The organism is Fibrisoma limi BUZ 3, assembly GCF_000296815.2.
In the GTDB taxonomy this organism is placed as follows: domain Bacteria; phylum Bacteroidota; class Bacteroidia; order Cytophagales; family Spirosomataceae; genus Fibrisoma; species Fibrisoma limi.
The window spans coordinates 357,087-375,180 of record NZ_CAIT01000007.1 but is presented as its reverse complement, the minus strand read 5'-3'; the positions used below and the strand labels follow the sequence as shown (position 1 = coordinate 375,180).

Below are 18,094 nucleotides of genomic sequence, written 5' to 3'. Positions count from 1 at the left end.
ATATTATGATATATCATATTTATTTTGAGCTCTCATGCTGAACGAAGTCATCTTCTACACACTGGAAAAGGCGATAAAGCGCTATCGGCAGTTTGCCCAGGCCGGCATTGACCGGCGGGGTATCGACATTACCATTGATCAGTGGCTGGTGCTGAATGTAATCCGCGACATGCCTGATGTAGGGCAGATGGACATTGCCGAACAGGTGTTCAAGGATCAGGCATCGATTGCCCGAATCATTGAACTGCTCGTAAAAAAAGGGTTATTGGATCGAACGACCAGCCTGGCCGACCGGCGTAAACTGGACATGAAGCTGACCGAATCGGGTTGTCAACTAATCGCCGACGTAGCGCCCGCGATTGCGCAGAACCGCATGCAGGCGCTCTCCGGACTGGACGAAGCTGTCGTTGAGCAACTCAAATGCTGGCTCGAAATTATCTTTTTAAATTGTTCCATACATTCCTCAGAATCAACACAACAACTACACGATGAACACGCGTAAACTAGTACCAATCGGGCTTCTGTTGGCCCTGGTCCAAACCGGCTTCGGTCAGGATCTGCTCACGCAAAAGCTGGATTCATTGATGGACAGCTACGTCCACCAGCGATTCTTTAGCGGCACCGTGCTGCTGGCTAAGGGCGACAAGATTCTGTATCAGAGGGGGCTAGGGCTGGCCGACCGCGAAAAGAACGTAGCCATTCAACCATCGACCAACTTCAGCATCGCGTCGGTAGGCAAGATTTTCACGGCTACCCTGATCCTGCAATTGGTCAATGAAGGCAAAGTTGACTTGCAGAAAACCGTCAGTTCGTATTTGCCAACGTGGAACGTGCCCAACGGCGACCGCATTCTGGTGCATCATCTGCTGACGCATACTGGTTATACCGGCAACTACATGGTGCATCCGGATTATGACCAGCTACGACGCAACGCCAAATCCAGCGACGACATTATGCCGCTGGTGGTGGCGCGGGTATCGGTGCGGGATACATTGGGTAAGGAATTCAGGTATTCTAACTCGGGTTATATCCTGCTCGGAAAAATTGCGGAGAAAGTGACCGGTCAATCCTACGAAACGCTGCTGCAGGAGCGCATTTTCCACCCGGCGGGAATGACCAGTACGTACCTGCAGCCCAAGGGGTTCGTGGCACCTAACGAAGCGACGCCCTATGAATTATTCACCAATACGTCGTTCATTTCAGTAAAATCCGGAAATGATCCGGCATTTCCGGACGGGGGAGCCATGACGAACGTAGCGGATCTCTGGCGATTCAGCCGGTGGTTTTTAAAAGCTGTTCCGGTCCAGACTCGCCAGACGATGTGGACGCCATATGTGCAGCCGAAGAAAAACAGCTACTATGGCTACGGGTTTGTCATTACCGAGGAACATGGCCGTAAACAGGTTTCGCACGATGGGGGTATAGGGGGATGGTCGGCCGATTTCCGAATGGTGCCGGACGATGAATACGTAGCCATTGTTCTGATTAATCAGCACCTGAACCCGAAGGAAGTAACCCGGAAAATGCTCGACATCGCGTACACCGGTAAAACGCAGATGCCTACCCGTGAATTTGTTCGCTCGGTTATCGACGAGATCGACCGGAAGGGCTTTGCCGATGTGCGGGATCGCTTCAAGTATATTCTGAAAGCCGGGTACCAGTATAAACCTGCCCCCGGCGATTACATTGACCTGTTCAACGGGCTGAACGAGTTGAAACGCCACGAACAGGCGCTGGAACTGGCACGTATCGCCGAAACTGCATTCCCGAATCAGGCCTGGGTATACGAATGCATTGGTGACGCCTACTACGGCCTGAAGAAACAGGATGAAGCCAAACTGGCCTTCGAACAGGCGCTCAAAGTCGATCCGGAGAATTTCTGGGCAAAGATGATGCTTCAGAAGATGGGTAAATAGGAAGAAACGGGGAGCTGGCAGTAGGAGAAGGGTAACTTAACTGTCAGCTTGCTACAAGTGTTATAACGTCAGCAGCAGCCCCACGGCCAGCGCCTGGCTGTATTGAATCCGGGTGTCCTGGTCCTGGTCGTAAAGCAGTACCCCGCTCAGGTTGGCGTTGAAGAGCTTATTGATCTTGCCCGTCAGGGTCAGATCAACACGGTGGTCCGGTGCCGCCAGGTTGCGGTAGTCGGCGAAGAACTGGTACCGAACTTTCAGGTTCTGCGCAAAATCCTGGTCGTAGTTAGCCACAAACTGAAACGCTATTTCGGTACGCGACGTCTGATCGGGCGGCACACCATAGTTTTCTGGTATGTACTGCCGAACCGTTGTGTCGGTAACGAACGTCTGCCGGAGGGTAAGCACACCCAGCCGGAGGTCGAAGCCGTCGCTGGGCTCATAGGTAAGACCGAAAGATTCGGTCAGGTAGGCCGGGGCGAAGAAGTTGGAGATCTGGTTGGCCGCTTCAATCCCCGATGGCAACGTAACGTAGTTGAAACCGGGCGCAAACTGCGAGAGCAACGTCAGCGACCCAAACCACTGCCAGCGGGTACTGATGCGGTAACCGGCTTTGCCGTCGAAAAACAGCCGGTCGGTGTTTTTGCGCAGGGCCTGCTGGGCATTTTTGACGATACCGTACTGTAACTGCGTCCGGATGCCCCAGTTGAATCGGTTGCGCCGATAGGACAGTTTTCCATTGACGAGTAGACCCAGCGCAATCGAATTGACGCCACCTCCTGTCCAGTTATTGCTGAACGACCCCTGGTTCAGGTTGATACCGGCTTCCAACGTATGCCGCCAGTAGATCGAGTCGGGCCGCGCCACAACACTATCGACTGTATTGCCCCGGTTCAGCAGCATCCGGAGAGAGGGTAACGTATCGGTTTGGCTCCAGGCGGAGGCCGTACTGATCAACAACAAGATAATGATTCGTAGCAGTCGCAGCATAAAGACACCGTAAATACCTGCACTGCTTACTCATCCAGGCGCTCTTTCAGTCTCAGCAGGCGTAATGACAGGATGATTCGGAAAATGCCGGCCAGAATGAACGAGAGACCTGTCCAGACGACGATGTTCAGCGCACCGAACTGCGGGTTATTGACTATCAGGAAGGCAAAAACAATGATGCCAATACCCAGTGCCAGGCTTAGTCCCCAGTTGGGTGCCCCGTAGGCCCGTAAGTTCATCGATGTCCCGATGGCCAGCACCCCCCGAAACAGTAACCAGATGCCCATTAAGATGGGCAGAACAGTCATCGTTACGTCAAGGTTGGCGAGGAAATAGAGCCCCAGTGCCAGGTCAATTAACCCACCGGCCAGTGTCCAGCCCCAGCCGTCGATGGATTGGCGGTGCGAAATGGCGGCTGCGACTTCGGTCAGGCCGGTAATGGTCAGACTAACGCTGAACAGAATCGTAAGCGAACGATATGAGTCTTCGGGCGATGCTATGATCCAGATGCCGAGCGCCAGCAGCAGCAGACCCGTAAGCAGCAACAACCACCAGTTCCGGATGACCCTACGTACTGATTTTCGAACGGAATTTTCCATAATAAAGGGTTAACCCCTCAGCGTAGGTTATGTTTCCAGGGTTTCGAAGGGAGCCGCGACTTACCAAAGTTACCAAGCCAACCTTTGAGCGCTGCGAGATCAACTATTTCTAACGCAATTAATGGCTGTAATAAGACAAGAGAAATATAGAAAATGATATAACTATGGCATAAGAGAGAGATTTGTATTTTATTTGTGCTATAAAACTACTTCAGGCAATGACTTTTCAAATCGAACACGATCCGACTCCTTCGAGCCATCCGACGTATCGGCTTGTCATGCTGGATGACCACAACCTTCCTATTGGTTATGCAACCGGCGAATTCAGACGGTATGCCGTGTGGTACAATGGACAGCCGTATTTTTTCCTCAACACCGTCACGATTCCGGATAAGGCGAACCGGCAGCAGGGGCTGGGTACGAAGCTGTTGAAAGCGGTTGAGGAGTTTGCCCGTAACAAAGGCGCGATCTGGATTCGAGGGCAGTTCTCGGGATCGCTCACCGAAGCAACCGCCAACCAGGAAAGCGAACGGGTACTGCGAAATTTCTGGCAAAAGAATGGCTACGGCCTCAAACGGGAGGTGTACGACGACTGCACCCGGTTCTGGAAGCCGCTTCAGCGCCAGCCTAAAAAACGATAAAATCATAGTGGCCAGGCGCTGTCTGGCCGTACCTATAACTTTTTCATCTGCACGGCCACCTTTGATTCCACCCGAATCAGCGTTTGAACGCCGTCGGGCCGAACCGCCAGTTGCTGAGGTACAAACCGAAAGGTCTGTATCAACAACTGCGCTTTTTTGCCGGTGCCACCGGAAGCAAACGCCTTGCTGATTTTGTCGGGAAACTGCCGAATGTCGTCGGCCAGCCGAATGGTCAGCATGCCGTCAAGTACGTTTATCAGGCCTTTGTGAATCAGCGACCGGAGGGGGGCGGGCAGCACGGCTTCCGTATCGGTGTCGAAATCGAGGTGCTGTACCGTCAGCGTATTGGTTAGCGTATCGAACACTGGGCGACCCCGCAGGTATACCGTACCATCCACCAGCCCATCGAGTTCAGTTTTGACGATGAGTGACCGCTGCCCTCCGTACACAGATACGTGCTTTACAGTAAGAGTCCCCAAAGCCAGTTTGGGTGGTTCGTGGGCGATCGTACGTTGCAGCACCTGATTTATATCGTCATAAGGAACGGAACTCATCAACCGTAAAACGGCAGTTTGCGGTAACTGCTCCTGCTTCTGTAGCTTTGGCAGGGTACTGGGCGAGTAGGAGGGTTTATTGAGTTGAAGAGCTGTTTTTGTGTCAAAGGTGATGCGCATATGAGCGACGATCTTTGTCTTGTCGCCAGTGATCGGACTGGCTTCAACCGCCAAAGGTTTGGGCAGAAGCCACAACCCGTACTGCTGACTGATCTGCAACGGCTGCTGGATGTCTTTCCAGATAGGGGCCACAATCTGATCGAGCCGCAGTTCCTGATAGATGGCTCCATCAATGGCGGCTTCGATACCTGGCTGAAACGTCTGGAGTAGCTTCTTTACCAGGTTGGCCAGGGATATTTCCTTACCCAGCAGGCGGATCTGTGGCTTAATAACCCAGTCGTAGTCTGTGAATCGGACCTCACTGGCCAATCGCCACTCCGGTGTTACGTTCAATGGGCTCTGAAAGTTGATTTGCAACGAACAGAAGGGTTTATCGGGAGGAGTTGTGTCGGAGCTGAAAGGTTTCGATATCCACAGTTGCAGGGGCGTCGACAGTCGTACCTGCTGATTTGCGTATCGAATCTGAACCCGCCCCGACCGCGCCACCCGAAACGGAAACAGCGTGCCCGGAATGCCACGCCCTACCAGTACGGTATCCAGTTCCCGGTTGATTTTATCTTCCAGTAACCGAAGCGGAAAAATAACAGAGCCGGCTACGTATGATTTGGCGGGTGTCAATGGCTGGTCAAATCCTTCGGCTTTTGGCGGCTGGGGCTCTACGTGTCGACATTGTGTCAGCAGGGTAAGCAGAACCAGCGCGCATGCATACCGGATGTAAAATGGCACCAAGGGTTTCATTAAATGTGCGTGAATTGGCTAACTATCTCACAATAACCGGCCTGATACCAGATGGTTCTAATCACGTTTTGCTACCTGGTTACTCCCGGTAACCTGAAGCCGGGTTGAACCGGCTCTACAAACATCCTGTTGGGCCTTTGGTCGAGTCGATGAATGGGTAACTTGTTACCCTACCACGAACAGATCGTAACCGGGCAGCAGGTCCTGATCATTGGCGGGTGGTACTACGTAAACGCCACCGGCCAGTACACTGAGCAAAGGGGTATCCCGATTCGTCGGGTGGGTATCATTGCTGCCGAAGTTTACGCCACCCAGCCACGACGGCGACGTCAGCATACGGGTTACCCGTTCGGGGGTATCCTGGAAGCTGACAAAGTTTAGCCCAGCGCTGAAGCCCGGCGATTCGTTGGTTGATTCGAGAAATTCATAGCCCTGTCGAAAAATACGGAGCGAGTTACGGTCGCTGGTGGGGGCAATGTGGTGGTTGGCCCGCTGCACGTGGCTGAGCAGTACAACCGGATCGGCGATAACGGGCGTCTCGAAAAACGGAAAATTACTGCCCGCAGGAGTCGGATCGGTGATTTGCTTGGTATCCACCACAGGGCAACCCGTTGGTACGCGTAGCGCCTGCGTCGCCGGGTCGATCCCAACCACCGGACACCCCGACAGTTTGGTACGGCCTACCAGCAACTCCTGATCAGCCAGACCAAGCCGGTGCCAGACTCGCAAATCAACCTCAATCCGCATGAACACCAGGTACGTTCCCCGCTCTACCCAGCTATCGGCCGCAATACCCGGTTTAATTTCGATGGCGTTCTGTCGTTCTTTGCCACTGCGGAGGTTAGAAATGCCGTCGTGGAAGCCAAGCCAGCTTCGGCGGTCTTCGCGCTGAAAGCCCGTATAAAACTTGCCGAAAGCCGCGAAAGGCCTCGTAAACGTCAGGAATTTCCAGGTTTCGACAATGGCCTGATTTACACCAAGGGCAGTAGCGGCCGTAAACTGCACCACAATGTCTTCGGTCGCCGGGTTCTTGAGTGTTTTGGATGAGTACGACAAACCCGCGCCTTTCAGAATCTCGCCCCCGCCTGTGGGAGCCGGGCTTTTGAGGTTTCCGTACAGCTTCAGTCCCTGCGGTACGGCCTGGCGTACACCCGCGACCCGCCCGAACAGATTACGCCCGTAGCCGATGGTGACGGTCAGGTGCGAATCAGGCAATTGTATGCCGGGTAAATCGGCGGTACGGCCCTGTTTCAGGTTCTGGTACATCATCCAGAGACTACGTAACCCCTCGTAGGCCGAAGCCGCGTCAAGGTCGTCATTCAGCCGTAAAAACAGGATGCCGAAGTGAGCACCGGGCGTGGTCTTCTCCTGCCAGAAAATACCTTCCTGAACCCCCGTGATCATGCGACAACCGGTTTTACAATCCGCGGACTTACTTTCTCGATAGCCGGAACCTGGCTATTCAGGTAGGCTTTGTGCAGCGCATCGACCTGTTCGCAGGTGCGGGACTCATTGCAGCGGATGGGATCGACGCTGATATTCAGAATGATATAGTCGGTGTCCAGTATCGGAATGGGAGCACCAAAAAGGATAGTCGGGCCGATCTCCAATTGCTGAACTACCTGAAAACCTCCCGTAACCGGGTACTCGTCGCCCCCCAGCGCTACCGTCAAATCATCCAGAAAAATGGGCTCGTCGTCGCCAGGGCCGAACTCCAGCCGCTGCCGACCCCGGCTGAACCGAACCCACGTGTCGGGAATGTCTTTACCCTTATAGCTGAATACGTTGTCGGCAAAAGTGTGCATATACAGCCCTACCGGGTCGGCAAACGCTACCGTTCGCCCTTCGAACACCGCATTATAGGCACTCATCGAAGCTGCCGGGTCAGCATGCCGACACGCAAACTCCTCGGTTTGATGGTACCGAAAAATCTGCTCCTTGGTTGCCCGTTCGAGCTGGTCTCCATTGCGGGTGGCGTAGGGATGCGCCCCGAACATGAAAATGAACAACAGGTCGTCGAGACCGTTGACGGGACTGGTCATAAACAGCAGATTATCCGTATTCAGCTTGCCGACGGGCTGAGCCGGTACGCCTTTCTTTTGCAGATCAGCCCGTCCGCCATGACCGGCGTTCTGGGTTGAGAACGCAATTTCGCGGGCCGTTTCGCTTAGTTTGAACGGGTCGGCGACACCGTACAGATCCTGCCAGGAGGGAACGAACCCCAGTATCTCTGCGGCTACGTTACGGAGCCTGGTCGGATTAGCCATGGCCAGCATGGTCCAGTACACCCGCAGTTCGGTCGTAACGTGTACGCGCTTTGGCCGCAGGTTGCCCTGCTGGTCGGTTCGGTACACGATGTGGTATTCACAGTACTCATCGTGCAGGGCCTGCCGCCCGCGAACGCCCCAGTCGGCAAGTTGGCGGGCAATGTCGATGTCTTTGCAGGATGCCGGGGTTGCCGGGTCTGCGAACCAGGTGATGGCCGTTGCATCAGGTTGACTCAACTCGGCCGGATTGAGTTTAAAAAATCGGGACTGATACGGTTTCAGTCCGTCATAAACGGTTTGAATGACGGTGTTCCAGCGCGTGAGCAGCGCTTTGCTCAGGGCATCGACACCGCCCGGCGATTGGTAGTTGGTTTTCATCGATAACAAAGCGCTAATTAGTTGCTAGCCACCCGGGACGCTGTCGGCTTGTTCGGCTCAACGGAAATATCTACGTATTTCTGATACGTCGGGCGATAGCCGACGGCATAGGCAACGGGCGTCAGCAGGCCGAAAACTAGTTTTTGTATAAAGTGGGGCGGCTTTGCCAGGCGGAATACGTTGGCAAAACGTTGAGCCATCAGGGCGGTTTGCAGCAGCGGTGGCATGCCTTTGGGCGTCACTTTGCCATCGTTGACCAGTCCCGTTACGGTCTCAAAAAACTCGGCGGTGTCGAGTGCCGGGCGGACCTGCCAGTTCACCACCGTTTCGGCGTCGGAGTCGTTCCACATCGAGTGCACTGTGTTCTTCGGAATATGCAGGGTGATGCCGGGTTTGAGCGTCTGCATTTTCCCATCCATCACTACGGTCAACTCGCCGGAGAGTATGGTAAACGCTTCGGTTTGGTGCGGGTGGTAGTGGGCAACTGGTTCGACACTATGCGCCCGGAACGTTGCTTCCATTTCGAGCAGTTGCCCGTTCGTTTCGCACCCTGTCCGGACGAAGCGAATCGTTTGTCCGGTCGATGCGTTGTGCAGAATTTGATTGGGATGTGCCATAATATGTGGTTTGATTGAGCAGAAAGGAAAAGGATTGCGGTTGCCAATGCGATGACTTGCCACACCTGATGCAGGCCCCAAATCCCGATGCCTGCATCAGCGAAAACAGATCGACACAAAGTGTAAGCTTGAAATTGGTTAACTGCCTCACTCCAAGCAACAATGAGCCGGTTGAAACAGCAAAAGCCACTCATGAAGTGGCTTTATACTGATTTGATCAGCAAAGCATAGTCTACGAATGGCTAAAGATTGTCGGACCGACTAAACCTGATACGATCGCGATGACAGCAGGCCGTTCATCACCACGACGTCGGCAGGAACGTACTCGTGTTCACATCGCCCGGATTGAAGCGCACAACCAGATTAGGCTGGCGGTTACTGCCTGTTTTTAGTTCGTAGTAGTACGTCTGCGATTTCAGCTCCGAGCGTTCCATCTTGCGGTTTATGTTCTTGCTGGGAATACAGGAATAGAAGCCCCGGTACTTACCTTCTGCGGGTGGGGTAGTAAATGACCCGTCGGTTTCGTTAAAGTCGACGCTTCCCTTTTCGTAACTGAACGATTCGGTTCGGCAACCGATGTAATCGCGGGTGGAGGCTACAAAATACTTTTCGTACGTACCGTTCTCCTTAAAGTCGAAAACGACCGCAAGCTCAAACGGCTTGCCCTGATACGCACCATCGTACGACCAGAAATCGCCCATGGCAAAGGAGCCGTACATCCATTTGCCAACGGCTTTTGTGTCAACGTGCCCGCCGGGAATCACGTCGGTGCCTTTCTTGCAGCTTGTGGTGAGAACTGCTACGGACAGCAATGCGAGTAGTATAGTTTTCATTGGTTTAAACGAGGATTGTTGTTTACGACTCAAAGTTGGTCTGCCACCGGGGCGTGTTCAAGGCCGGTTGGGCTGAAACGGCAAAAGCCGCCTATGAAGCGGCTTTTGTCGCAGGTATGGATTACCTGCTCAATCTTAATATCGGGCAGGTGTATCCTTCCAGACTACCTTCACTTCATGCGTGTAATTGAAGAAGTCATTCACATCCCAGTTTAAGCGTGAATCAGGCACCATTTTCAGCGTTCGCGAACTGCCCCCTTTCAGTGTTGTGCCGTTGAAAAGCAGCGGGAAACGATCATTCAGGAAGCTCGTCGGAAAGTTTAGCGCATGAGGATACTTAGTAACGATAGGGTTTCCCTTACAGGGCGTGATGACATGATGCGATGGTATGGCGTCGTTGGCATGAAACTGAAGCTGTACTTCGAATCCTTTGCCCGGTAAGTGGTGCAGTTTATCGGAAAAATAAAGGTCGTCGGTAACCTTCCCTTGTGGCGTCAGGTTAATTTTTCCTGCGCTTTTTTCCCAGGTCACTTTCTCCGAAGCGCAGCCTTCACTATTGTTATACGACGAGGCACCCATTCCACCTGCCTCCCAATTCACGTACGAAAGCGTATTAACGTAGTTTTGCTTTAGGAACGGTTGCAGGTTTGTGGGTGGAGTTGTGGCATCGCCCCGGATGCGGAGGTGTACCGTCGCTTTTTCGACAATATCATCGTTCAGTCTGCCCTGCTTACGCTCCCAATACATTTCCACGTTCCACTCGTTTAAAATATGGGGTTGGCTGGCCCGCCCACTCGCCGATACCACGACCGGTCCCGACGATTTGGGGCCAATCAAAGGAATGGAGCAGATAATGATGTTATCAGCCCATACGCTGATATCCTCTGCATCGACCAGTGCGCCGTTGATCCTTACGGTCGATTTGGTTTTATCCGCTGTCCCGAAATTGGCTCCGTAGATGATCAGTTCACTTTCTTTGGTCTTTGGTCCGTCTCGTTCGGCCACTTGCAGGTATTCGATGGTAGGCTCATTGCCCAGCAGCGTCAGATTCGATAACAGAATGGCCTTGTTTTTAAAACCTTTCAGTTCCAAAGCTACCGTTGCTGTTTGCGTCTTCTGAATTTGATCTGGAGCGGTATAAACGGCTTCGGGGAATGTGAACGATTCCTGCAACGATCCCGGTCCGATCAGCGACCAGTCTTTGATATACTTGCGGGGCAGCATATGTGCTTCGCCGACTGGGTAACCATTTTCGTAATTAGCTCCTATCGGTACAAAAACATCGTCGCTGCTGGTGGGAACATATACGTATCTCTCTGCTTCAATGATCACCTGCTGTTTTTCGTGCAACTGATCGGCAATCGGATTTAGCGTCAGCCACGAAATTGCCTGCCAGTCGCTGAAATGATTCGTTTGGGCAGTCACGGTATGAGCTGACGCGTTGACGGCTGTAGCACCGATAAATTGCCATATACCCTTGCTGTCCTGATAAGCCAGCCCCAGCGCCTGCGGAAGTAATACACTATCCTTTACGGCCGTGTAGTCAATCGTCAACTGCACCGGTTTCGAAAAAATTACGCCATGTGGAGTAAGTCGCCAGCCGTGGCCAATGCCCCCGGGGCAGGTGCCGGTGATGGGTTCAATGCCTACTTCGGTCAGGGCTGTTAAAGCCCCGGCGGGTACGGTGATTGTGAGTGTACCGTCCGCCGATTTGAGACTACCACCGTCGGGGCCAATCTGTTTTTTTGTAACGGTACCCAGTGATGTGCCTGCTGGTCGCACCACACCCTGGATAGGTTCTTCTGTCTGGTCAGGAGCTACGGGGTCAATGCCCTTTTTGCAGCTCATCGCTCCCAATGTCAACAGGGAAAGAGCGAGGTAGAGGAAAGTTTTCGAGTTCATGAGTACGTGTTGTGTTTAACGACTCGAAGTTGCTTCAACCGACCTTTTTCTCGATTAGCAAACCAGCTGAAACGGCAAAAGCCGCCTATGAAGCGGCTTTTGTAAAACAACACGTAGCTGATACATTCCGGCTGACCCTACGTTCCTTATGTACCTATGTGTAAGTCAATCAGCCTACTGTATCCATATTGTTCATCAACACTGGCACCTGCTGTATCGGCTCAGGTGCGTTTTTGAAGTGCTCATATTTATTGAGCAGTTTGCCCAACCGATACACGACGGGCATAACCACTTTTGTGACAAACGGGGGGATGTTGTCCATTTTGTATTCGCTCGCATAGCGGGTCAATAGGTAGGCCGCGTCGAAGAGTTCAGGCTGAGCTTTGCCGGATTTGTTCTGGGCCGCGTAAACGCTGCTCAGGAAGAACACAAAGTGGTTGGCGGGTTTTAACCACCCCTCGCAGTGCAACACCTCCGAACCGGCGTTCCAGAAGCGGTGCGAAACGCCCCGCTTGAACACCACCGACTCGCCCGGACCGGCGTACTGCGCCGGCTGCCCGGCCATCTGGTAGCCGATTCGGCCTTCCAGCACGGTGAAGCCTTCGTCCTGAAGCCAGTGGGTATGCATTGGTGGACCGCTGCCGGGCTGAGTAAAGCTATGAGCGATCAGTACGTCTCCGTCCGGCTCGTGGCGGATGCTTTTGAATGTCAGAATTTCGCCGAGGTGACTCTCGATGGTATGCGGCAATGAATAATTCATGATTGTACGTGATTTGTTGTTTATGGTTGATTGGAAAACTTGTAAATAATGCGCCTTACAACCGCTTGACACGGAAGACTCCTTTTATCGACGAAGTACCGTGAGCGGGCGGGACAGGCGCTACGTCATACCAGCCGGCTCTGGTCAATGTAAAGGTGCCGACTACCCAGTCCGGGTGGTCGTTATTCACCCGCAGGCTCCCGCCACTCACTTCCTTAAAGTACATGTGTGAGCGATGAAACAAGCCGTTGACGTAAAGAAACGATACGCTGGGTCCGGCTGTCCAGGAGTACGTACCGGTCGGTGTACCCGTCCAGATAACCTGTACGTGCTCTTCGCCAATCTTTCCCGCTATCAGGTTGTTCCCGGAACCTACATTGGCACCACCTGGAAAAGTTTTCCAGTCATCCTTGCTCACCTGAAAGGAAATGCCTTCCGGTGCAACGAAGATGTTCGACACCAGCCGCAGGTCTTTGAACACCTGCCCGTCAATGGTGGTCGACTGGTTGAGAAATACGGTTATCGTTTCGGGGTTGTCGGCTGGAATCTGCTTTGGAGCAAAATAAGTCCCTTCGTTCAGCCTGTGGACCAGAACACCATCACCATACAGCACCCATCGCTCAATGTATTTGCTCGGTACATAATATGGTATCGGCACGAGTTGGTCATCCTCCTTCTCATAGGGATTAATTGGTACTTCCAACACCTTGAGTTTAACCTCTTCGCCCGGACTGACGAAGGCATGGTCGGGGCTAACCTCCATTCTGTGGAACAGCCCCCAGTCGCTGAAGTGGGTCGTCTGCACCGTCACCAGGCGGGCGGTGGTGTCAATACCCCTGGTGGCCGGCGACTGCCAGCTTCCCTTATCGTTCTGAAAAGCTACCCGTAGCAGTTGAGGAGCCGAGCCGTTCACGTCCTTGTCGTCGTAGTGAAAGCTGATGGTGGCAGGTTTGGAAAAAGTCAGTCCGTGGGGCGTCAGCCGGAAAGACTTTCCCGTACCCAGTGGGCAGTGGTTCTGGGTAAGCGGCTGTACTGAGATGGTTTGGTTGCTGCTCAACGCCCCGGCCGGGATCGTCACTCGAAGGCGTTTATCAGCCGATTCGAGGGTGCCACCGGCTGGGCCAATCGTAGCCGTGATGGCCGTTCCCTCAGGGGTGGCTACGGGCGTAACAGCTCCAACTGGTGTCTGTGGATTGGTTGGTACCTCGACGGGCGGTTTAGGAGTAACCACATCTACTTCTTTCTTGCAGGAAGTAAACAATAGCCCGAAGCAGGCAACTAAAGAGAAAGGAAAAAGCGCGGCCCTAAATCGCGGGCGGGTTGAGGTGTGCGTTGTTGTCATGACCGTTTGTTAGCATTTGTTGTGCTGCAAAGGTCCGATAGCGCACTCGGCCGAACTTGTATTTAACGGACATTCTCAAACAGATGCCCCACAAGTGGACTTTTTCGGCTGCGGTACTCGCCCGGCGTAATACCCGTGTATGATTTAAAGGTTTTCGTGAAATGCGCCTGGTCGGTGAACTGGCAGGTGTGGGCGATCTGTGTCAGCGACAACGACGAATGATGAACCAGTTCAAGGGCATTCAGATACTTTTTGTAAAGTAACGTCTGTTCGGTATTCAGACCTGTCAGCGCCAGGAGCTTGCGGGACAATTGCCGTGGGGAGTAGCACAGCATGTCGGCGACCTGCGGCACGGACAGGGTGCTGTTTGCATGCTCATGGATAAACCGATTGAACGCCTGTTCCCGAGCGTCGATGCGCGTCACTCGTTTTGTCAGTATGTCGGACACAATCCGAACCCGGCCGGCAAACGTTGGCTGTTCAGCGATCTTGTGCCAGAGGGCGTTAATTGCCGGATCAACCAGCGTCATATCGGTGCAGGCGTCAGTAAAATCTGGCGCGGTGATGTTGAACAAGCGTTTGACGGCAGTTGAGTGAAGCACTACGCCAAAGAAAGCCTGCTGAGTTGGAATTTGTTGAGCAATGGGTTGCGTATTGTAGCCATTTATGAAGCAGCGAGGGAGCCGGCACGAGGTTCCACCTACCTGCGAATGGATGGGGGCATCGTTAAGAATGAAAATAACCTCAACGACCCCTATTGGTACGATCGTTTCGGCTACAGGAGCCTCCTGGCTGCGTTCAACCTGCCAGAACGCCTGAACCATGTGGCTGAGGGCCGTTGGCGGTAGTGTAAAGGCTGACTGTTCCATGAATTAAGGACGATAAATGATGCAGTGAAAATGTCCTTAATGCTACGTGCAAACAACGCTGAAAGCGTTGAAGCGGAATAAACTGCCGATGAAGCGGCATTGGCAGGATGCTGTACTGTATGTTGACTGGTTAATTGGCCTTGGTAATCAGTGGGAGTTTAACCACAAACACTCTGTCGGTTTCCTGGACGGTAGGCGCAGGCTGGCCCAGCATCTGGTACTTGGCCATGATGTTGCTTAGCCCGACGCCATTGCTCAATACCCGCGTTGGTTTCTTTTGCAGCGTATTGCTTACCGAAAGCTGAGCTTCCCCGTCAGCTTTGATTTCTATGGTTAGTGGCTGGTCGGGCAGCACGATGTTGTGTTTGACGGCGTTCTCGACCAGGAGTTGCAGCGTTAGCGGGGGAATCTGGTAGTGACCCAAGTGCTCATCAACAGCAACAACCATGGTCAGTCCACTGCCGTGGCGGGTCTTTAGCAACTGGTAGTACGATTGAATAAAACCCAACTCATCAGTTAAGTCCGTTAAGTTCTGTTCATTGAAGCGTAGCAGGTACCGATACACACTACTTAGGTCGTCAAGAAATACACGTGCCTGCTGAGGATCATCGTCAATGAGTGAATCAAGAATGTTGAGGCTGTTGAACAGGAAGTGTGGGTTCACCTGCTGTTTTAATGCATTCAGTTCGCTGTTATACAAGGCTTTGTTAGCCGCTTTGACTTCATCGACCGCTTTCGTGTATAGTCCGAAATAATAAGAAAATTCGTAGATGCTGCCCGTTATGACCACGGCCATTGCGCCAATAAGGGCCTGCCAAACGTACAGGGAAGGCATGTTAGAAACGGCCAGCAGCTTCCAATGGCTGATCAGAAAAAGAAAAGCCGCCTGAATACTCAGTACACCGAGCAGATACCCCCCAAATGTAAGCAGGACCCGTTGGCGTGTTTGCTGAAGCGTTGGTAGCCAGGTCTGCACTTGCCTGACCCACCACAACCCGACTCGCCAGAAGAGAAAAATGTAGAGAATGATCAGGAATGATGTCCAGACATACGTAAGCCAGTCGTTATTGTACCAACGCATGTTCAGTAGGTTGACTACAAACACCCAAATGGGTATACCAATAAGTGCCGACCACGTACGCTTCATAGATTGAGTTAATGGGCTAATGAGCACGGTAGTAAAGCACCGTTTTTCATAAAGATACTTCATGCCCAACCTCAATCGATTCCAGGTTTTGCTCAGCTTTTCTTACCTCATACCTGATACCCCATACGGTAAGTCCATATAGTAAGCCAACAGCCAGCGGTATGAGGGTAAACCGGTCGCTCGGAAATAGGTACCATATCCCCGTTGTCAGTGCGGCCCGACTAATGGCGTGAATGATACAAACGCGGCTACCGAATAGCCAGCCAATAATTGGCCAGTGTAGGCTCATGCCCACAGCCAGGGTCAATGGAACCAGGGCTTTATCGACACCAGAGGCCGCTATGGTAACCGGCCAGCTCAGCATCATTGTCGTTAATGCCGGCCCGATCAGGCCCGACAGGGGCGATTTGATGAGTATGTTAGCTCGCAGCGGTTTTTGCAGCGCCAGGCCCAACGGAAATATCAGGCCGCTGGTAGTAAAAGCCAGTAGCATCCACTGACCTGGTTTGAGCCAGAACCCAGCTATACTCAGGGCTAACCAATAAAGTGTTCCGGCGGCAGGCAAGGCTATACCACCGTTGCTGCGGACAAAATAACGCCGGCGTTCGCGATCGAGTTGTTCGGCAAAGGTCATACGTAGGAGGGTTACTGTGAGTTTGTATCTGCAAAAGACTGATCGTTCCATGGGCAGGGCTGATCAATGAAACTTGCAGTGAAAATCCCCATACTGCCAAGCCAAACCAAGCTCAAAAACCTCGAAACGGAAGTTGCTGCCAATGAAGCAGCTTTTATTAATCGGTGAACGACTGAGCATCAAAACAGGGAAATCCGATACGACTGCCAAGGCGATTTATCACATTTGTAGAAAATGCGTTCTGGCATCCGGCGCTCAGATTGAAACCGATTGCTGGATTCAACTAAATTTGTTCCGCATTCCTGGGTAGTCCAACCGGTGAACTCAACCAACGGGCCAGCAAAAGACAGTTCCGACTGCGAACGCTGCATCCCTGAATTTACGTTACTACAGAACTTTGGTAAACTTATCATGCAACACGACAAATTACACACGACGAGCAGCGTACTGCTGTTCATGGTAGGCCTCTCGCTGGCAGTAGGCGCCTGTGGACAGAACGTAGCAGACAACTCTAAATCAGTGGCGCAGGCCAGTGGTAGCCTTCCGCCGGTCGAAACCAAGGACCCCAATTCGAACTACACTCCTGCCTTTTCGGGCCAAACCCGGGTTGCCGGTGTAAAAACATCAACACCTTACGAGGGGAAGGTACTGACGGAAGCCCTCAAAAGTCCGTGGGGTATTACGAGCCTGCCGGATGGACGGCTGCTGGTTACCGAAAAAGAGGGAACAATGCGGATCGTTACGTCGGCTGGTCAGGTTAGCGAACCGATTACGGGCCTGCCGAAAGTTAATGCGGCTGGTCAGGGCGGATTGCTGGGCGTACGGGTAGATCCCGATTTTGCCTCCAACCGAATGGTGTACTGGGTATTTTCCGAGCCGCTTCCCGACGGCAACCTGACGGCGGTAGCTAAAGGCAAACTGTCGGCCGACGAAAAGAAAATCGAGGGCGCTACGGTCATCTACCGCGCTACGCCTGCCTATAAAGGAACGCTGCACTACGGCGGACGTATCCTGATCGATAAAGCCGGCAATCTGATTATCAGCACTGGCGAACGTTCGGACCTGGTAACCCGGCCGCAGGCGCAATCGACCAATTCGGGTTTAGGGAAGGTGATTCGGATAACAAAAGACGGTAAGCCAGCTTCCGGAAATCCGTTTGTCGGGCAAACCGAAGCCCGTCCTGAACTGTATTCCTACGGACACCGGAACGTCCAGAGCCTGGCTTTTCACCCCGTAACGGGCGATTTGTGGGAAGGCGAATTTGGCCCGCGAGGAGGGGATGAAATCAACCGCGTTGAACCGGGCAAAAACTATGGCTGGCCTACCATCACCTACGGAATTGAATACAGCGGTAAGAAAGTAGGGGAAGCTATTCAGCAGAAAGAAGGGCTGGAGCAACCGGTCTATTACTGGGACCCCTCGGTGTCGCCCAGTGGCATGACATTCTACAGCGGCAATGCTATTCCCGAATGGAAAAACAACCTCTTTGTTGGGACACTGAGCGGGATGCACATCGCACGGCTGGTGATTGAAAAAAACAAAGTGGTAGGCGAAGAACGGCTGCTGGCCGATCAGTACCAGCGCTTCCGGGACGTAACGCAGGGCAACGACGGAGCGCTGTACGCCGTGACTGACCAAGGAAGGCTGTACCGGATCGCTAAAAAGTAAGGTTCGTTCCTGACAATCAAAAAGGCCGGAGATACACATTTCCGGCCTTTTTGGTTTTGGAAAGATCAGGTAAGCACGTAGCGTATTCAGGGACAACTTCTTACAATTCATCACGGCTTTTT

The 18,094-nt window shown here is 52.9% G+C and carries 17 protein-coding genes; 4 read left to right on the top strand and 13 right to left on the bottom strand.

All coding sequences use genetic code 11. The features are described from left to right. Window positions 1-34: 34 nt before the first annotated feature. Together BN8_RS17830 and BN8_RS17825 are read left to right on the top strand one after the other, a co-directional pair. The gene (locus BN8_RS17830) at window positions 35-502 is read left to right on the top strand and encodes a MarR family winged helix-turn-helix transcriptional regulator (RefSeq protein WP_009283314.1); all 468 of its coding nucleotides are present in this window, start codon (window positions 35-37) and stop codon (window positions 500-502) included. Continuing rightward, window positions 489-1,916, top strand: coding sequence for a serine hydrolase domain-containing protein (locus BN8_RS17825; RefSeq protein WP_009283313.1), 1,428 nt, complete (start codon window positions 489-491; stop codon window positions 1,914-1,916). Before BN8_RS17830 ends, BN8_RS17825 begins: the two co-directional genes overlap by 14 nt. Window positions 1,917-1,976: 60 nt before the next feature. On the opposite strand, the gene BN8_RS17820 is transcribed toward BN8_RS17825, so the two are convergent. Further along, the gene (locus BN8_RS17820; protein WP_009283312.1) at window positions 1,977-2,903 is read right to left on the bottom strand and encodes a DUF3078 domain-containing protein; all 927 of its coding nucleotides are present in this window, start codon (window positions 2,901-2,903) and stop codon (window positions 1,977-1,979) included. 26 nt (window positions 2,904-2,929) lie between these two features. Then, window positions 2,930-3,502, bottom strand: coding sequence for an HdeD family acid-resistance protein (locus tag BN8_RS17815; protein WP_009283311.1), 573 nt, complete (start codon window positions 3,500-3,502; stop codon window positions 2,930-2,932). Between the two features lie 218 nt (window positions 3,503-3,720). On the opposite strand from BN8_RS17815, the gene BN8_RS17810 reads away from it, so the two are divergent. Further along, window positions 3,721-4,143, top strand: a complete 423-nt coding sequence (locus BN8_RS17810) for a GNAT family N-acetyltransferase (protein ID WP_009283310.1) — start codon at window positions 3,721-3,723, stop codon at window positions 4,141-4,143. A 32-nt stretch (window positions 4,144-4,175) separates the two neighbouring features. Here the strand turns inward: BN8_RS17810 and BN8_RS17805 are convergent, their stop codons facing one another. The 11 genes from BN8_RS17805 to BN8_RS17755 form a co-directional block, all read right to left on the bottom strand. Continuing rightward, complete coding sequence (locus BN8_RS17805; protein ID WP_009283309.1) at window positions 4,176-5,555, bottom strand: DUF4403 family protein; 1,380 nt, start codon at window positions 5,553-5,555, stop codon at window positions 4,176-4,178. Window positions 5,556-5,720: 165 nt separating this feature from the next. Continuing rightward, complete coding sequence (locus tag BN8_RS17800; RefSeq protein WP_009283308.1) at window positions 5,721-6,959, bottom strand: Dyp-type peroxidase; 1,239 nt, start codon at window positions 6,957-6,959, stop codon at window positions 5,721-5,723. Then, on the bottom strand, window positions 6,956-8,200 hold the full coding sequence (locus BN8_RS17795) for a DUF8225 domain-containing protein (RefSeq protein WP_009283307.1): 1,245 nt from the start codon (window positions 8,198-8,200) through the stop codon (window positions 6,956-6,958). The genes BN8_RS17800 and BN8_RS17795 overlap by 4 nt, the downstream gene beginning before the upstream one ends. Before the next feature lie 17 nt (window positions 8,201-8,217). Then, window positions 8,218-8,817 carry a cupin domain-containing protein gene (locus BN8_RS31905; protein WP_009283306.1) on the bottom strand — a complete coding sequence of 200 codons (600 nt, stop codon included), beginning with the start codon at window positions 8,815-8,817 and terminating at the stop codon, window positions 8,218-8,220. A 299-nt stretch (window positions 8,818-9,116) separates the two neighbouring features. Continuing rightward, window positions 9,117-9,650, bottom strand: coding sequence for a hypothetical protein (locus BN8_RS17785; protein WP_009283305.1), 534 nt, complete (start codon window positions 9,648-9,650; stop codon window positions 9,117-9,119). Window positions 9,651-9,785: 135 nt separating this feature from the next. After that, window positions 9,786-11,552 carry an IPT/TIG domain-containing protein gene (locus BN8_RS17780; RefSeq protein WP_009283304.1) on the bottom strand — a complete coding sequence of 589 codons (1,767 nt, stop codon included), beginning with the start codon at window positions 11,550-11,552 and terminating at the stop codon, window positions 9,786-9,788. A gap of 169 nt (window positions 11,553-11,721) precedes the next feature. Next, on the bottom strand, window positions 11,722-12,312 hold the full coding sequence (locus BN8_RS17775) for a cupin domain-containing protein (protein ID WP_009283302.1): 591 nt from the start codon (window positions 12,310-12,312) through the stop codon (window positions 11,722-11,724). Between the two features lie 55 nt (window positions 12,313-12,367). Further along, window positions 12,368-13,654, bottom strand: a complete 1,287-nt coding sequence (locus BN8_RS17770; RefSeq protein ID WP_009283301.1) for a hypothetical protein — start codon at window positions 13,652-13,654, stop codon at window positions 12,368-12,370. Window positions 13,655-13,716: 62 nt separating this feature from the next. Continuing rightward, a complete protein-coding gene (locus BN8_RS17765; protein WP_009283300.1) occupies window positions 13,717-14,523 on the bottom strand; it encodes a helix-turn-helix domain-containing protein in 807 nt (268 codons plus the stop codon). A gap of 130 nt (window positions 14,524-14,653) precedes the next feature. Next, window positions 14,654-15,604, bottom strand: a complete 951-nt coding sequence (locus BN8_RS17760) for a sensor histidine kinase (RefSeq protein WP_229368100.1) — start codon at window positions 15,602-15,604, stop codon at window positions 14,654-14,656. A 112-nt stretch (window positions 15,605-15,716) separates the two neighbouring features. Further along, on the bottom strand, window positions 15,717-16,304 hold the full coding sequence (locus BN8_RS17755) for a DUF7010 family protein (RefSeq protein ID WP_144051765.1): 588 nt from the start codon (window positions 16,302-16,304) through the stop codon (window positions 15,717-15,719). A gap of 411 nt (window positions 16,305-16,715) precedes the next feature. Here BN8_RS17755 and BN8_RS17750 point away from each other — a divergent pair, with 411 nt between their 5' ends. Next, the gene (locus BN8_RS17750) at window positions 16,716-17,972 is read left to right on the top strand and encodes a PQQ-dependent sugar dehydrogenase (protein ID WP_040006297.1); all 1,257 of its coding nucleotides are present in this window, start codon (window positions 16,716-16,718) and stop codon (window positions 17,970-17,972) included. The last annotated feature ends 122 nt before the right edge of the window (window positions 17,973-18,094 follow it).

Coding starts and splice junctions, on each gene's coding strand:
- BN8_RS17775 (WP_009283302.1), bottom strand. CDS start 12,312: ATGAATTATTCATTGCCGCATACCATCGAGAGTCACCTCGGCGAAATT.
- BN8_RS31905 (WP_009283306.1), bottom strand. CDS start 8,817: ATGGCACATCCCAATCAAATTCTGCACAACGCATCGACCGGACAAACG.
- BN8_RS17780 (WP_009283304.1), bottom strand. CDS start 11,552: ATGAACTCGAAAACTTTCCTCTACCTCGCTCTTTCCCTGTTGACATTG.
- BN8_RS17770 (WP_009283301.1), bottom strand. CDS start 13,654: ATGACAACAACGCACACCTCAACCCGCCCGCGATTTAGGGCCGCGCTT.
- BN8_RS17755 (WP_144051765.1), bottom strand. CDS start 16,304: ATGACCTTTGCCGAACAACTCGATCGCGAACGCCGGCGTTATTTTGTC.
- BN8_RS17830 (WP_009283314.1), top strand. CDS start 35: ATGCTGAACGAAGTCATCTTCTACACACTGGAAAAGGCGATAAAGCGC.
- BN8_RS17810 (WP_009283310.1), top strand. CDS start 3,721: ATGACTTTTCAAATCGAACACGATCCGACTCCTTCGAGCCATCCGACG.
- BN8_RS17760 (WP_229368100.1), bottom strand. CDS start 15,604: ATGCGTTGGTACAATAACGACTGGCTTACGTATGTCTGGACATCATTC.
- BN8_RS17820 (WP_009283312.1), bottom strand. CDS start 2,903: ATGCTGCGACTGCTACGAATCATTATCTTGTTGTTGATCAGTACGGCC.
- BN8_RS17800 (WP_009283308.1), bottom strand. CDS start 6,959: ATGATCACGGGGGTTCAGGAAGGTATTTTCTGGCAGGAGAAGACCACG.
- BN8_RS17815 (WP_009283311.1), bottom strand. CDS start 3,502: ATGGAAAATTCCGTTCGAAAATCAGTACGTAGGGTCATCCGGAACTGG.
- BN8_RS17765 (WP_009283300.1), bottom strand. CDS start 14,523: ATGGAACAGTCAGCCTTTACACTACCGCCAACGGCCCTCAGCCACATG.
- BN8_RS17825 (WP_009283313.1), top strand. CDS start 489: ATGAACACGCGTAAACTAGTACCAATCGGGCTTCTGTTGGCCCTGGTC.
- BN8_RS17750 (WP_040006297.1), top strand. CDS start 16,716: ATGCAACACGACAAATTACACACGACGAGCAGCGTACTGCTGTTCATG.
- BN8_RS17805 (WP_009283309.1), bottom strand. CDS start 5,555: ATGAAACCCTTGGTGCCATTTTACATCCGGTATGCATGCGCGCTGGTT.
- BN8_RS17785 (WP_009283305.1), bottom strand. CDS start 9,650: ATGAAAACTATACTACTCGCATTGCTGTCCGTAGCAGTTCTCACCACA.
- BN8_RS17795 (WP_009283307.1), bottom strand. CDS start 8,200: ATGAAAACCAACTACCAATCGCCGGGCGGTGTCGATGCCCTGAGCAAA.